This window comes from Pseudoduganella sp. GW821-FHT05F09, from assembly GCF_059419605.1.
Genome location: NZ_JBWKSD010000001.1, coordinates 221,504 through 235,188, shown reverse-complemented (window position 1 = coordinate 235,188; position 13,685 = coordinate 221,504). Strand labels below are relative to the sequence as shown.

Genomic DNA, 13,685 nt, shown 5'->3' with positions numbered 1-13,685 from the left:
TCCGCACCGGGGTCAGTTCTACCATCGCGTCACGAGCTCAGCCGCAATCCTGCTGAGGCTGTGACTCGATGGTAGAACTGACCCCGGTGTTTGACCCCGGTGTTTGAGCTCGTGACGCGATGGTAGAACTGACCCCGTGTTTGCGGTGGTTTAAGCGGCGCTGAAGCGGTACAGCGTTTCGGTGAAGTAGGTGTCGCCGGGGCGCAGGATGGTGCCGGGCCATTCGGGGTGGTTGGGCGAGTCGGGGTGGTGCTGGGGTTCGAGGCACAGGCCGGTGCGGTATGCGTAGCTGCGGCCTTTGCCTTGCAGGCTGCCGTCCAGGAAATTCCCGCTGTAGAACTGCAGGCCCGGCTCGCGGGTGTGCAGTTCCATCACGCGGCCCGATTGCGGGTCGCGCAGCGTGGCGGCCAGTTCGAGCTCGCCGTCCTGGCCGTTCAGCACCCAGTTGTGGTCGTAGCCCTTGCCGTTGGCCAGCTGGGCGTGCTGCGCGTTGATGCGCGAACCGACCGTTGCCACCGCGCGGAAGTCGAACGGGGTGCCGGCCACCGGCGCCAGCTCGCCCAGCGGGATCGATTTGCCGTCGATCGGCGTGTAGCGCTCGGCGTGGATCACAAGCTCGTGCCCGAGTATGTCGCCCTGCCCGGCCAGGTTGAAGTAGGCGTGCTGCGTGAGGTTGACCGGCGTGGCCTGGTCGGTCTGCGCCTGGTAGCGCACACTCAGTTCGTTGGCGTCGTTCAGCTCATACACCACTTCCACGCGCAGGTTGCCGGGGTAGCCCTGCTCGCCGTCGCGGCTCAGGTAGACCAGCTTCAGGCCGACCGAGTCCTGCCCCGCAAACGGCGCGGCGTTCCATACCTGCTTGTGGAAGCCCAGCGCGCCGCCGTGCAGGTGGTTTTCGCCGTCGTTCACTTCCAGCTGCACGGTGCGTCCGTCCAGCTCGAAGCGGCCATGCTTGATGCGGTTGCCGTAGCGGCCGATCAGGGCGCCGAAATACGGCACGTCGCCGCAGTATGGCGCCACACTGTCGAAGCCATGGGTGACGTCGGCCAGGCGGCCGTCGCGGTCGGCCACGTGCAGCTCGGTGATGATGCCGCCGTAGTTGGTGATCTTGACGGTCATGCCCTTGCGGTTGCTCAGCGTGTAGAGCTGGACGGCCACGCCGTCCGTGGTGGCGCCGAACGACGCTTCGGTGATCTTCAGTTCCATTATGCCTCCGATGCTTTGCCGAACAGCGGCATGCCTTGCGCATCCCAGCGCAGCGGCTTGACGTAGGTGTGGCGGTCCGGATTCCACAGGGGGTCGCCGACGATTTCGGTGTAGGTGCGCGCATGGTAGACCAGCTGCACTTCGCCGTCTTCGCCGTAGGTGAAGCTGTTGTGGCCCGGGCCGTAGACTTTGCCTTCATAGCAGGTTTGCAGCACCGGCTGCCGCAGCTTGGTCCACGCGGCCGGGTCCAGCGGGTCGGCGTTTTCGTCGGCCCAGAGCAGGCCCATGGCGTAGTTCTCGTCGGTGGCGCTGGCCGAGTAGCTGATGAAGATTTTGCCGTTGCGCTTCAGTACCGACGGGCCTTCGTTGACCCAGAAGCCGCGGATCTCCCAGTCGAATTCCGGCTTGCTCAGCATCACCGGCGGACCGCCCAGCTGCCACGGCGTTTTCATCGGGGCGATATACAGGTTGGAATTGCCTTCGATGGCGGCGTCCTTCTGCGCCCACAGGTAGTAGAGCTGGCCCTTGTGGGTGAAGGTGGTGGCGTCCAGGCAGAAGGTGTCGATGCCGGTGTCGATCTGGCCCATGAACTCCCACTCGCCAAGCAAGGGGTTGGCGTTCCGGTTGCGGATGGCGTACATGCGGTGCTGGAAGAGCTTGTGCTTGATCTCGCGGCTGGGCGCGGCGGCGAAGTAGACGTACCAGGCGCCGTCGTTGTAGTGCAGCTCGGGCGCCCATACCAGCTCGCTCCAGGCGCCGCTGTCCGGCTTGAACCAGACGTCCACTGTTTCGGCCGAGGCCAGGCCGGCGATGGTGGCGGCGCGGCGCAGTTCTATGCGGTCGTACTGCGGCACCGAGGCGGTGAAGTAGTAGTAGCCGTCGGTGTGCTTGTAAATATAGGGATCGGCGCGTTGCTCGATCAGGGGCTTGAGTGTTTCAGCCACGGTGCTCTCCAATTCTAAAAATTCAGTTTGCCACATATCCTTGCGATTTCATCTCGGCTTTCACTTCGGTGTAGTAGTCGTCGCTGATGCGGTATTTGAACATCAGCATGCCCATCAGGAAGTGGAAGAAGCCGGGGATAATCGACAGCATCAGCGCGATGCCGGTGAGCGCGAACGCGGTCTGCTCCTGGTTGGGCTGGTAGTTAAAGTAAGTCAGCAGCACGCCCACCAGCACGCCGGCGACGCCCATGCCGGCCTTCTGGCACACGGAGATGCCGCCGAAGGCGAAGCCGGACACGCGCTTGCCGGTCTTCACCTGGCCGTAGTCTATGGTCTCGGCGATGGCCGACCAGAACACCGGCGCGTGCAGGTCCACCACGAAGGACAGCAGGAAGTACAGCACGAAGGCCAGCATGATGTCGCCCGGCTTCACCAGCGCGTAGATCATGACGCTGATGACGGCCACGCCGATCTGGGTGTAGCGGAACAGCTTGACCTTGCAGTAGAACTTGGTGATCCAGGTGGAGGCGATCATGGACAGGATGGCCGCACCCACGCCGATGGACATGAAGGTGGACACCACGGCGGTGTTCCCGCCCAGGTAGTACTTGGCGTAGTAGATGGCCACGGAGCCGCGCAGCACATAGCCTATGGTGCCGGTCACGCAGACGCCGCACAGGATCAGCCACTGGTCGTTGCGCAGCAGGAGCTTCAATTGCACCCACAGCGACTGGCGTTCGACCACGTGGGTGACGCGCTCGGTGGTGGTGAAGAAGCAGAACAGGAACAGCGCCACGCCCATGGCGGCCATGACGGCCATGGCGGCCTGGTAGCCCACGGCCGGATTGCCGCTGCCCCAGCGTTCGGCCAGCACCGGCACCACGATGGTGACCAGGAAGCCGGCGATCTTGGCGAAGAACAGGCGGTAGCCGTTGGCCGACAGGCGTTCCTGCGGGTCGGCCGTCAGGCTGCTGGGCAGCGAGATGTAGGGAATGCCGACGCCCGCCGTCATCACGGTCATCAGGATGTAGGTGGAATAGGCCCACAGCAGCTTGGCGTCGTAGCCCCAGTCCGGCGTGGAGAACACGAAGAACACGCTGATGCCGTAGGGGACGGCGAGCAGCAGGAAGTACGGGCGGTAGCGCCCCCAGCGGCTGGTGTAGCGGTCGGTGATCTGGCCCATCACCAGGTCGGCGGCGGCGCCGACGAACTTCACCACCAGGAACAGCATCGCCAGGTCGGCCGTGTGCAGGCCGTAGATGTCGGTGTAGAAGAAGGTGATGATCAGCATCATGGACGAGATCACCACGTTCAGGGCCATGTCGCCGGCGCCGAAGCCGATTTTTTCCAGCGTCGATAATTTTTGGGTCTGCATAACTGGTCCGGTCGTAATACACATCAATTGCAAAAGCCGCCGGGCTGGGCCACGGCGGCTCATGGCGGGTCAGGCCATACAGGCGCTACACCGCCTTACATTTTCCAGCGCAGCGACAGGCCGACGGTGCGGTCGTAGCGGCGCACGTCGCGCGGGTTGGTCGGAATGCCGTGGTAGTCGTTATAGGTACGATCCAGCAGATTCTCCACATCCAGCGTGATGCCCATGTTGTCGTTGATCTTGTACGACAGCGACGCGTCGGCGGTCTTGATCGGGTCGACGATCAGGTCCAGGCCCAGGGCGCGGTAGTTGTACGTGTCCACGAAGCGGCTGCGCCAGTTGTAGGCCACGCGCGCCGACCAGGGGCCGCGCTCGTACAGGCCGACGATATTGTAGGCGTTCTTGGACATGCCCTGGAAGGGGTTGCGCTTGCCGTCCTCCATCAGATAGCCCTTCATATAGGTGTAGTTCGCCTCCAGGCCGAAGCCGCCCAGCCAGCCGGGCAGGAAGTCGTAGAACTGGCGGTAGCCCAGCTCGATGCCTTCCAGCTGGCCATCATTGACGTTGCGCGGACGGTCCATGCGGTAGGTCTTGCCGTCGATCTGTTCCAGGCTCAGGCGGCGGATCACGTAGTCTTCGAACTTGTGCTTGAAGACGGTGGCGGTCACGCTGCCGGTCGGCGCGAAGTACCATTCCAGCGCCGCGTCCATGTTCTTGCCGACGATGGGTTTCAGGTCGGGATTGCCGCCGTTGCCGTCGTACACGCCGGCCGAGTTGGGCGTGGCGCCCAGCGAAACGCCGGGATTGAAGTCACCGAAGGCCGCGCGCTGGACCGCCTTGCCGGCGGTGAAGCGGGCGATCAGGTCCTGGCGCAGCGTGGCTTTCAGGGTCATGTTCGGCAGCACGTCGGTGCTGGAGGTGTCGCGGTTCACCGCCACAGCCTTGCCGTTGATGTTGCTGAAGCCGTTCACATCCAGCTCGGTGCGCACCACGCGCACGCCGGCCGTGCCGTCGAACTGGATGCCGAAAGCGTCGAAGCCGAAGCGGGTCTTGCCGTAGAAGGCGGTGGTGTCCTCGCCATTGCGGTACAGCGAGTACGGATCGGGCGCGGTCTTGCCGTCGCGGCCAAACAGCTTGCGGATCTGGTCGATATTGGCGTGCTGGTAGCCGGCGCAGGCCACCAGCCACTGGTTCATGCCGTAGTCGTTGGCCAGCTGCATGGACGGGCACAGCAGGCCGGGCAGCGAGGATACGGAAGGCGGGTTGGCCAGCGCCGGCAGGAAGTTGTTGCTCTCATGCTGGTACGACGCCTTGCGCTGCGCCAGCCGCACGCCGCCGCTGAATTCGTGGAAGAAGCTGTCGATGCCGTTGTTGTAGACGGCGTCCGCGCGCCAGTCGTTCGACTGGCCGCCCGAGGCCTGCCAGTTGTCGATGAAGGCGCCCAGCCGGTAGTTGGCCGGGTTGCTCATGTCGTAGCCCGGATAGTTGAAGTAGGCGCCGCCGTTCACGTAGGTGCTGCCCACCATCTTGGTTGGGCTGGCCGTCATTTCCAGGATGGGGAACTCCTGCTTCCAGCGGCTGTTCACGCGCGAGAATTCGGTGGTCAGGCGCAGGTCGGGCGTGACGTCCCAGCGCGCGCCGATGGCGCCCTGGTGGCTTTCCGAGTCGTCCTGCGGGGCCTGGTTGGAGCTGAGCGCGAACAGGCCGTTCGGGTTGGTCGAGGTGACCGTGGCCACCTGCTTGGTGCCGGGGAAGAAGGTGTAGGTCGAGTTGGCGTTCCAGCCCACGCCGCCGAGGAAGAACTGGCGCTCCATGTCGTGGTCGATGCGGGTCGACCAGCCTTCGGCGTACAGCTCCAGCGCGCGCGACGGACGCCATTGCACGGCCCAGTTGGCCGACAGGCGCACGCGCTTGCCGAGCGCATTCACGTGGCCCAGGTCGATCGGGCCGGTGGCGGCGGGGTCGCCCGGCACCAGGTGCTCGGGCGGCGCGCTCCAGGTCACTTCGTCGTGGTAGTTGCCCTTCTGGTAGGACAGGCCGAGCAGCGCGCCCACGTCGCCGAAATCGGTCTTCCAGCGGTTGGAGATCATGCCGGACGCTTGCGGGTCGTTGGTCTTGGCTTTGTCGCGGTTTTCCACGCGCCCGGCCACGTTGGCGGTGAAGCCCTTGAAGTCGAACGGACGCGAGGTGCGCACGTCGATCACGCCGGCGGTGCCGCCTTCGACCATGTCCGCGCTCTGGGTTTTGTACACGTCCACGCGCTGCAGCATGGTGGTTGGAATATCGGCCAGGAACAGGCTGCGGCCATTGGAGGTGTAGATTTCACGGCCGTTGAGCAGCGTGACCAGGCCGGGCAGGCCGCGCACGATGATGGAGCTCGCTTCGCCGGACTCGCGCCGGATCTGCACGCCGGACACGCGGCCCAGCACTTCGGCCACGTTCTTGTCCGGGAATTTGCCGGCTTCTTCGGCCACGATGGTGTCGATCACTTCATCGGCATTGCGCTTGATGGTTTGCGCGCTCTGGGCCGCTTTGCGCACGCCGCTCACGGTCACCACGGAGCCGTTCACGCCGTCCTGCGCGGCCGGCGCGGCTTCCTGCGCCCACACCGAAGCAGTGCTCAGCAGGCCGGCCGCGAGCAGCGAGCCGACAGAAGCTTTCAAGATAAAAGTATAGGGCTGGGCCGCAATCGGGCCGATAGCGCGTTCCATAAGGTCTCCGTCTGTTTTAGTTTTATGAGCAGGCCCGTGAGCACTGCCGCTTAGGAGGCCATCTTATGGGGCCGAGCGAATACAATCCAATCAATTTTTAACCGTTTTCGATATCGTTTTTGGTATCAGGGACTGCAAGACTACAGAAGTATACTGGCTGCATGAGATTGACGCTGCTTGCCCTTGCCTTACTGCTGTGTGCCAACCAGGCCTGCGCCACCGAGCAGCAGGTGGAGGCTTACAACACCTATCTGTCCCCGCCTTTCGTGCGCGACGGCGGCGGCGGGCTGGCCGCCGAGCTGGTGGCACGCCTGAATGTGCAGCTGGCAGGCAAGTACCAGTTGCTGCTGGTGAACCTGCCGCGCCAGCGCCTGGTCCTGACCCATCTGCGCGACGCCCAGGCCTTCGACGGCGTGGGCCTGCTGCTGGCGCCCGCCTTTGTGGACAGCGTGGAGCAGCCGCGCTTCCTCTGGAGCCAGCCGGTGTTTCAAGATTACAACGTCCTGGTGTTCCACGCCGGCGCCGCGCCGCCGCAGCTCAGCGCGGGGGACGACCTGAAGGGCCTGCGCTTCGGCGGCGTGCTGGGCAACCGCTACGGCTATATCGAACGCCAGCTGGCGGCCGGCCAGATCACGCGCCAGGACACCAACGGCGAGCGCAGCAATCTGCTGAAACTCGCCGCCGGCCGTATCGATTTCACGCAGATGAACCGCCTGCTCTATGGCACCATGGCGGCCGAACCGGAGTTCGCAGGACATCTGGAAGCCGTGCCCGAGCCGGGCGTGGCGCCGTTCACGCGGCGCCTGTTTGTCGGCCCGCACCGCAAGGACTTGCTCGCCAGCCTGAATGCCGCCCTGGCCGCCCTGCCCTGCGACTTGCAGTGGCGCGCAGTGGCGGCCCGCTACGGCATCGCGCTGGAGCCGTGCAGGCCGCGCTAGCGGGCCGCCCGGGTCACGCTCGGGTTACGCTGCTGTCACGCTGTTGTCACCTGATCAATGTAGAGTCGCGCCGTTATCAACTGACGGAATCACTGCAATGACAAAGAACAAGGTATTGCTGGCAGCGCTGGCTGCGGCGGGTTTGGCCGGCTGTTCCAACAACGGGGACGCGCCGCCCGCCCCTGCGGCGCCGGCCTACGCCGAAGGCACCACCGTCACGCTGGCCCTGCTGGAGACCACCGACCTGCACACCAACGTCATGAGCTACAACTATTACTCGCTGTCCGAGGACACCTCGCTGGGCGTGGAACGCACCTCCACGCTGGTGCAGGCGGCGCGCGCCGAGTTCCCCAACAACATCCTGCTCGACAACGGCGACACCATACAGGGCACGCTGCTGGGCGACCTGCAGGCCGTCACCACGCCGGTGCCGTGCAGCGCCACGCTGGCCATCCACAAGGCCATGAACGCGATGAAGTTCGACGCGGGCGGCATGGGCAACCACGAATTCAACTACGGCCTGCCCTATCTGAGCCAGGTGACCAACACCGAATTCGGCGTGCCCGGCGTGAGCAAACCGGCCGGCAACTGCGGCGCCCCCGCCTTCCCGCTGGTGCTGACCAATGTGGACGGCGTGGCCAGCGGCAAGCCCATCTTCTCGCCTTACAGCCTGCTGGCGCGCGAATTCAAGGGCGCCGGCCCGGACGGCAAGCCTGTGAGCGTGAAGCTCAATATCGGCGTGATGAGCTTTGTGCCGCCGCAGATCCTGGAATGGGACCAGAAGAACCTGGCCGGCAAAGTGGCCGTGAACGGCGCGGTGGAAGCGGCGCGCAAATATGTGCCCGAGCTGCGCGGCAAAGGCGCCGACCTGGTGGTGGCGCTGTCGCACGGCGGCCTCGACGCCAGCACCTACAGCCCGAAAATGGAGAACGCCAGCTACCACCTGACCGCGCCCGGCATGGACATCGACGCGCTGATGATAGGCCACTCGCACCTGATCTTCCCGAAAGGGAAAGAGAGCGGCGCCGCCGCGCTGGACCCATCCTTCACCGCGCTGCCCGCCAGCGCCAATGTGGACGGCGTGAAGGGCTTCGTCAACGGCGTGCCCACGGTGATGGCGCAGAGCTGGGGACGCCGCCTGGGCATCATCAAGATGGACCTGGTCTACCAGGGCAACAAGTGGGTGGTCCAGCCGGGCAAGACCACGGTGGAGTCGCGCGGCTTCAAATACACCGACGGCGTGACCAATGTGAACGCCGACCCTGCCATCGCCGCGCAAGTGGCCAGCGAGCACGCCGCCACCATCGCCTACGCCAAGCAGCCGCTGGGCGTGAGCACGGACTTCCAGATGTCGGCCTACTTCGCGCTGGCCGGCGACGTGAGCGCCATCCAGCTGGTGAACCAGGCGCAGATCGACTACGTGAAGAACTTCATCGCCACCAGCACGGACGCCACGCTGGCCGGCTACAAGTCCATTCCCGTGATCTCATGCAGCGCGCCGTTCAAGGCCGGCCGCAACGGTCCTTCGGACTTCACCGACGTGGCGCCGGGCGCCAGCGCGGCAGCGCCGGTGGGCCTGCAGGTGCGCAATCCGGGCGACCTTTACCTGTACAGCAATAACAACCTGCAGGCGGTGAAGATCAAGGGTTCGGACCTGAAAGCCTGGCTGGAAACGGCGGCGCGCCAGTTCGGCCAGATCGACCCGGCCAAGACCGCCGAGCAGGACCTGGTGCCCAGCTACGGCACCATCTACAACTACGACGTGTTCTACGCCGAGAACAACGAGCTGAAGTACCAGATCGACGTGACCAAGCCGGGCGGCAGCCGCATCGTCGGCCTGACCTACAAAGGCAAGGCCGTGGCGGACGGGGACGACTTCATCGTGGCCACCAACGACTACCGCGCAGGCGGCGGCGGCGCGGTGCCCGGCATCGACGGCAGCAAGACCATCATCAAGTCGCCGGATGCCAACCAGACCGTGGTGAGCAACTACCTGCAGGCGCTGGGCAAGAGCAGCGGCAAGGTCACGCTGGCGGCCAACGGCAGCGCGCGCAGCTGGAGCTTCGTCAAGGTGGCGACGGCCGGTCCGGTGATCCTGCGCTCGGCGCCGGGCCACCTGGCGCAGGCCAGGGCCAGCGGCCTGGCGGGCGTGACGGCCGAAGGCGGCCTGGATGCCAGCGGCTTCGCCAAGTACACGGTGGACCTGAGCAAGTGAAACCCGCCATGAAAAGCACACATCTGCTGGCGGGTGCATCGGTGGTGCTGGCGGGCGCGGTGCTGGCGTGGAGCATGCACGGCGCCGCCGCGCCGGCGGCGGGGGCAAGCCGGTCGGCCGTCGGGCCGGACGCGCCGCCCTCCTCCGCGCAGATAGAGGCGGCGGCCATGTCGGCGGCGCAGACCGGCAGTCCCGAAGCGCGCCAGCAGCTGCAACGCTGGGCGCGGCAGGGCCTGCCGGTGGCCGAGCGCGAGCTGGGCACGCTGTACCGCAAGCAGCCGGAGCGCCTGGGCGCGGCGCGGCAGCTGCTGGAGCACGCGGCGCGCGCGGGGGACGTGGAAGCGGCCTTCCAGCTGGGCGAGCTGCTGCGCGCAGGCGCGCCGGCGCAGGCCGGGCAGCCGGAGCGCGCCTGGCCCTGGTATCGGCAGGCGGCCGAAGGCGGGCACGCCAAGGCGGCGCTCACGCTGGGGCAGATGGCGGCCAACGGCGAAGGCGTGCGCAAGGACGCGGCGGTGTCGGTGCAATGGCTGGCGGTGGCCAGTGAGCTGGGCAATGCGCATGCGATGTTCTTGCTGTCCAACGCCTACCGCTACGGCGTGGGCGTGCAGCGCGACGAGCGCAAAGGCCTGAAATTGCTGGAGGAAGCGGCCGAGCATGAGTATCCGCCGGCGCTGCAAGACATGGCGCTGGCCGTGCAGAACGACGACGCGCAGCGCGCCGGCCATTTGCTCAAGGAGGCGTCCGAGCACCGGCGCAATAACTGGAACCGGTACTGAGTCAGCCTTCCCCGCCGCCGCGCAACTCCAGCGCGTAGGCCCGCGTGGTGGTGGACAGGCGGTAGCGCGGCGGCGTGCCGCTGTGGTCCACCTGCGCCAGCGAATGCGCCACCAACCCCGCCAGCGCATCGATCGCCTCAAACGGGGACAAACCCTGCGGCGCCAATGCCGCCACCGCCCCCTCCAGCGTAAACCCATCCGGAAGCGTTGCCAGGTGCAGCAAGGCGCAGCGCATCGGCTCCGCCAGCAAGGCGTAGCTCCAGTCCAGCGCGGCGCGCATGGACTGGTGCCGCACCGGCGCGTTGCGGCGCCCACGGCGCAGCAGCCGCAGCATGTCGTCCAGGCCGGCGGCGGTCTGCTCCACGCCCAGCGCAGGCACGCAGGCCGCAGCCAGCTCTATCGCCAGCGGCAGCCCTTCCAGCCTTCTGCATATCGCCGCAATCTGCGCCGCCACGCGCGGCGCCGGGCAAAAGCCGCCGTCCGCCGCACGCACCCGCGCCACGAACAGCTGCACCGCGCTGTATTGCAGCAGGTGCGCGCCGTCCACCACATCCGGACCGGGCACGGCCAGCGGCGGCACGCGCCACACCGTTTCTCCCGCAGCCAGCAAGGGCTGGCGGCTGGTGGCCAGCAGGCGCAATTGCGGACAGCGCTGCTGCAGCACTTCCACCAACGCCGCCACCGAGTCGGCCACGTGTTCGCAATTGTCCAGCACCAGCAGCATGGGCTGCCCGCCGATATAGGACGCCAGCGTGGCCGGAACATGCAGGCCGGCGCCCACTCCGGCGGCGGCCCCCAGCCCCAGCGCGCAGGCCACCGCTTTCGCCACGTCCTGTTCGCCGCAGCCGTCGCGCAGATCGGCCAGCTCGGCCCAGGCCACGCTGCCCGCCGCCAAGGCGGCCGTGCGGTGCGCCAGCGCCAGCGCCAGCTGGGTCTTGCCGATGCCGCCGGGGCCGGCCAGCGTGAGCAGGCGGCAGTGTTCCAGCCGCGCCAGCGCATCCTGCAATTGCGCCTCGCGGCCTATCAGCTCGGCCATCGGCAAGGGCAACTGGCCGGTGCAGGGCCGTATCATGCGGCTGTCCGGCGCGGCGGGAGACACGGCGTTCATGCGGCCGGTGAATACATAGCCGCGCCCCGCCACGGTGCCGATCAGGTCACGGTCCTCGCCCAATGCCTTGCGCAGCGCAGCAATCTGCACCCGCAAATTGCTGGCGTGGATATCCTGGCCGGGCCAGGCATGCGCCAGCAGGCTGCTCTGGCTCAGCACGCTGCCGCGCGCGGCGATCAGCGCCGTCAGCACCGCCGTGGCGCGCGGGCCGAGAGCGACGGGGCTGCCGCCGGCCGCCTGCAGCTCGCCCCGTCCCGGCAGCAGCGTATAGCGGCCGAAGGCGAGGGGCTCAGATTCCTGTTCCAGCAATGTATCCATGCAAAGCAGCGTAACGCCGCAGCGCACAATGCCCTACCCCCGATTGGGGTATACCAAACGCTAAATTTGCTTGTCTCGTGTAAAATCTTGCATTTTACGAATCATTAAGCCGTGAACAGCCCCGAATCCATCCGAGTTCTCGTCGCCGACGACCATCCCTTGCTGCGCGAGGGGCTGGCGGCCGTGCTTGAACACGGCGCCGGCATAACGCTGGTGGCGCAGGCCGAAAACGGCGCGCAGGCGGTGGAGCTGTACCGCCAGCACCGCCCGGACGTGACGCTGATGGACCTGCAAATGCCGGTCATGAACGGCCTGGACGCCATCACCGCCATCCGCGCGGGCGATCCGCTGGCCCGCATCATCGTGCTCACCACCTACAAGGGCGACGTGCAGGTGCTGCGCGCGCTGAAGGCCGGTGCGGCGGGCTATCTGCTGAAAAGCATGCTGCGCGCCGACCTGCTGGACACGATACGCAAGGTCCACGCCGGCCAGCAGCACATCCCGCCCGAGATCGCCGCCGAAATGGCCGCCTACTTCGCCGCCGATGCCCTGACGGCGCGCGAGATCGGCGTGCTGCGCCTGGTCGCGCTGGGCAATTCCAACCGGCGCGTGGCGGCGGAGCTGGGCATCGCCGAGGAAACCGTGAAAGCCCACATGAGCGGGCTGCTGGCCAAGCTGGGCGCCAACGACCGCACCCACGCCGTCACCATCGCCATCCGGCGCGGCATTATCGAACTTTAAGGCCCGCCGCATGCCGCAACGCTGGAAGACCCTCGCCATCCTGGCCTGCACGCAGATCATGTCCTGGGGCGCGCTGTACTACGCCATCGCCATCCTTGCGCCCGAAATCCAGCGCGAGATGGGCTGGCGCGGCGAAGCCGTGGTGGGCGCGTTCTCCTGGAGCTTGCTGGTGTCCGGCCTGGCCGCCACGCCCATCGGCGCGCTGCTGGACCGGCACGGCGGGCGCGGCATGATGGGCGCCGGCTCGCTGCTGGGCGCGGCGGGCTTCGCCCTGCTTAGCCAGGTGCACAGCCTGCCGGCCTACTACGCCGCCTGGACCGTGCTCGGATGCGCCATGGCCATGACCATGTATGAAGCGGCCTTCGCCACCATCAACCGCCAGTTCGGCATGGACAGCCGCAAAGCCATCTCCACGCTCACCCTGTTCGGCGGCTTCGCCAGCACCGTGTCGTGGCCGCTGACGCAATACCTGGACGCGCACGCCGGCTGGCGCGCCACCTGCCTGATTTACGCAGCAGCGCAGCTTGTCCTCAGCTTCCCTCTGCATTTGCTGCTCCCGTCCGGCAAGCAACTGCCGCCGCATTCAGCCGCAACGGCGCCGGCCACGCCGACCGAGCCTGCGCCTGCGCTGCAATCCGGCCCGCGCGAGCACTCGCTGCAGGAAGCCATCCGCCACCCGGCCTTCTGGAAGCTGGCCTTCGCCTTTTCCGCCAACAGCTTCATCTTTTCGGCGCTGTCCGTGCACCTGATACCGCTGCTGCAGCAATACGGCCACGCTGCAACGCTGGCGGTGTGGCTGGCCGCGCTGGTCGGCCCCATGCAGGTGGCGGGCCGCATCGGCGAGATGACGATAGGCCGCAATGCGCTGCCGCGCACCATAGGCAAGATCACCTTCTGCAGCCTGCCAGCCGCCCTGCTCGCGCTGCTGCTGTTCGGCAGCCACGCCTGGGCCGCCGCGCTGTTCTGCATGATGTACGGCATGAGCAATGGCATCCTCACCATCGTGCGCGGCACCATCCCGCAGACCATGTTCGGCCGCCGCCACTACGGCGCCATCTCCGGCGCGCTGGCCGGCCCCGCGCTGATCGCGCGCGCCGCCGGGCCGCTGGCCGTGGCCGGGCTGGTGCAGTTCGCCGCCCCCGCCATCCTGCCGCTGGTGCTGCTCGCCGCCGCCCTGGCCTCGCTGGCCTTCTACCTGCTCGCCATCCGCGCAACGCCCCAGTCCTGACAGGCGGCAGCAATAGTGGCTGGCGCATCGGCAATCGCGGCGGCGCTGGACTCAGGACCAGAAGTACTCGCGGGCTCCGGCGGGTTACGCGCCTGCGGCGCTAACCCGCCCTACCATTATCGTTA

At 66.7% G+C, this 13,685-nt stretch carries 10 protein-coding genes; 5 read left to right on the top strand and 5 right to left on the bottom strand.

The genetic code is table 11. From position 1 onward, the window contains the following. Positions 1-150: 150 nt before the first annotated feature. The 4 genes from AC07S4_RS00865 to AC07S4_RS00850 form a co-directional block, all read right to left on the bottom strand. Complete coding sequence (locus AC07S4_RS00865; RefSeq protein ID WP_494984798.1) at positions 151-1,206, bottom strand: aldose epimerase family protein; 1,056 nt, start codon at positions 1,204-1,206, stop codon at positions 151-153. Next, positions 1,206-2,186, bottom strand: coding sequence for a glycoside hydrolase family 43 protein (locus AC07S4_RS00860; protein WP_494984797.1), 981 nt, complete (start codon positions 2,184-2,186; stop codon positions 1,206-1,208). Before AC07S4_RS00860 ends, AC07S4_RS00865 begins: the two co-directional genes overlap by 1 nt. Continuing rightward, the gene (locus AC07S4_RS00855) at positions 2,173-3,525 is read right to left on the bottom strand and encodes an MFS transporter (protein ID WP_494984796.1); all 1,353 of its coding nucleotides are present in this window, start codon (positions 3,523-3,525) and stop codon (positions 2,173-2,175) included. The genes AC07S4_RS00860 and AC07S4_RS00855 overlap by 14 nt, the downstream gene beginning before the upstream one ends. 95 nt (positions 3,526-3,620) lie before the next feature. Then, entirely contained in the window at positions 3,621-6,236 is a 2,616-nt protein-coding gene (locus AC07S4_RS00850; RefSeq protein ID WP_494984795.1) for a TonB-dependent receptor, read from the bottom strand. Positions 6,237-6,397: 161 nt separating this feature from the next. On the opposite strand from AC07S4_RS00850, the gene AC07S4_RS00845 reads away from it, so the two are divergent. The 3 genes from AC07S4_RS00845 to AC07S4_RS00835 all read left to right on the top strand — a co-directional run bounded on the left by AC07S4_RS00845 (position 6,398) and on the right by AC07S4_RS00835 (position 10,165). Continuing rightward, positions 6,398-7,174 (top strand): hypothetical protein, encoded by a 777-nt coding sequence (locus tag AC07S4_RS00845; RefSeq protein ID WP_494984794.1) that lies wholly within the window; start codon positions 6,398-6,400, stop codon positions 7,172-7,174. Between the two features lie 97 nt (positions 7,175-7,271). Next, positions 7,272-9,389: a bifunctional 2',3'-cyclic-nucleotide 2'-phosphodiesterase/3'-nucleotidase gene (locus AC07S4_RS00840; protein WP_494984793.1), complete on the top strand. Its 2,118-nt coding sequence runs from the start codon at positions 7,272-7,274 to the stop codon at positions 9,387-9,389. A gap of 8 nt (positions 9,390-9,397) precedes the next feature. Continuing rightward, the gene (locus AC07S4_RS00835) at positions 9,398-10,165 is read left to right on the top strand and encodes a tetratricopeptide repeat protein (protein WP_494984792.1); all 768 of its coding nucleotides are present in this window, start codon (positions 9,398-9,400) and stop codon (positions 10,163-10,165) included. A gap of 1 nt (position 10,166) precedes the next feature. Here AC07S4_RS00835 and AC07S4_RS00830 read toward each other — a convergent pair whose 3' ends face one another. Further along, on the bottom strand, positions 10,167-11,591 hold the full coding sequence (locus AC07S4_RS00830) for an ATP-binding protein (protein WP_494984791.1): 1,425 nt from the start codon (positions 11,589-11,591) through the stop codon (positions 10,167-10,169). Between the two features lie 111 nt (positions 11,592-11,702). Between AC07S4_RS00830 and AC07S4_RS00825 the strand changes: the two genes are divergently transcribed. Then, positions 11,703-12,332 carry a response regulator gene (locus AC07S4_RS00825; protein WP_494984790.1) on the top strand — a complete coding sequence of 210 codons (630 nt, stop codon included), beginning with the start codon at positions 11,703-11,705 and terminating at the stop codon, positions 12,330-12,332. Positions 12,333-12,342: 10 nt separating this feature from the next. After that, positions 12,343-13,560, top strand: coding sequence for an MFS transporter (locus AC07S4_RS00820; RefSeq protein ID WP_494984789.1), 1,218 nt, complete (start codon positions 12,343-12,345; stop codon positions 13,558-13,560). Positions 13,561-13,685 lie beyond the last annotated feature (125 nt).

What these genes read in the sequence shown, in the direction of transcription:
- AC07S4_RS00865 (WP_494984798.1), bottom strand. Translation starts at nt 1,206, where the DNA reads ATGGAACTGAAGATCACCGAAGCGTCGTTCGGCGCCACCACGGACGGC.
- AC07S4_RS00860 (WP_494984797.1), bottom strand. Translation starts at nt 2,186, where the DNA reads ATGTGGCAAACTGAATTTTTAGAATTGGAGAGCACCGTGGCTGAAACA.
- AC07S4_RS00855 (WP_494984796.1), bottom strand. Translation starts at nt 3,525, where the DNA reads ATGCAGACCCAAAAATTATCGACGCTGGAAAAAATCGGCTTCGGCGCC.
- AC07S4_RS00850 (WP_494984795.1), bottom strand. Translation starts at nt 6,236, where the DNA reads ATGGAACGCGCTATCGGCCCGATTGCGGCCCAGCCCTATACTTTTATC.
- AC07S4_RS00845 (WP_494984794.1), top strand. Translation starts at nt 6,398, where the DNA reads ATGAGATTGACGCTGCTTGCCCTTGCCTTACTGCTGTGTGCCAACCAG.
- AC07S4_RS00840 (WP_494984793.1), top strand. Translation starts at nt 7,272, where the DNA reads ATGACAAAGAACAAGGTATTGCTGGCAGCGCTGGCTGCGGCGGGTTTG.
- AC07S4_RS00835 (WP_494984792.1), top strand. Translation starts at nt 9,398, where the DNA reads ATGAAAAGCACACATCTGCTGGCGGGTGCATCGGTGGTGCTGGCGGGC.
- AC07S4_RS00830 (WP_494984791.1), bottom strand. Translation starts at nt 11,591, where the DNA reads ATGGATACATTGCTGGAACAGGAATCTGAGCCCCTCGCCTTCGGCCGC.
- AC07S4_RS00820 (WP_494984789.1), top strand. Translation starts at nt 12,343, where the DNA reads ATGCCGCAACGCTGGAAGACCCTCGCCATCCTGGCCTGCACGCAGATC.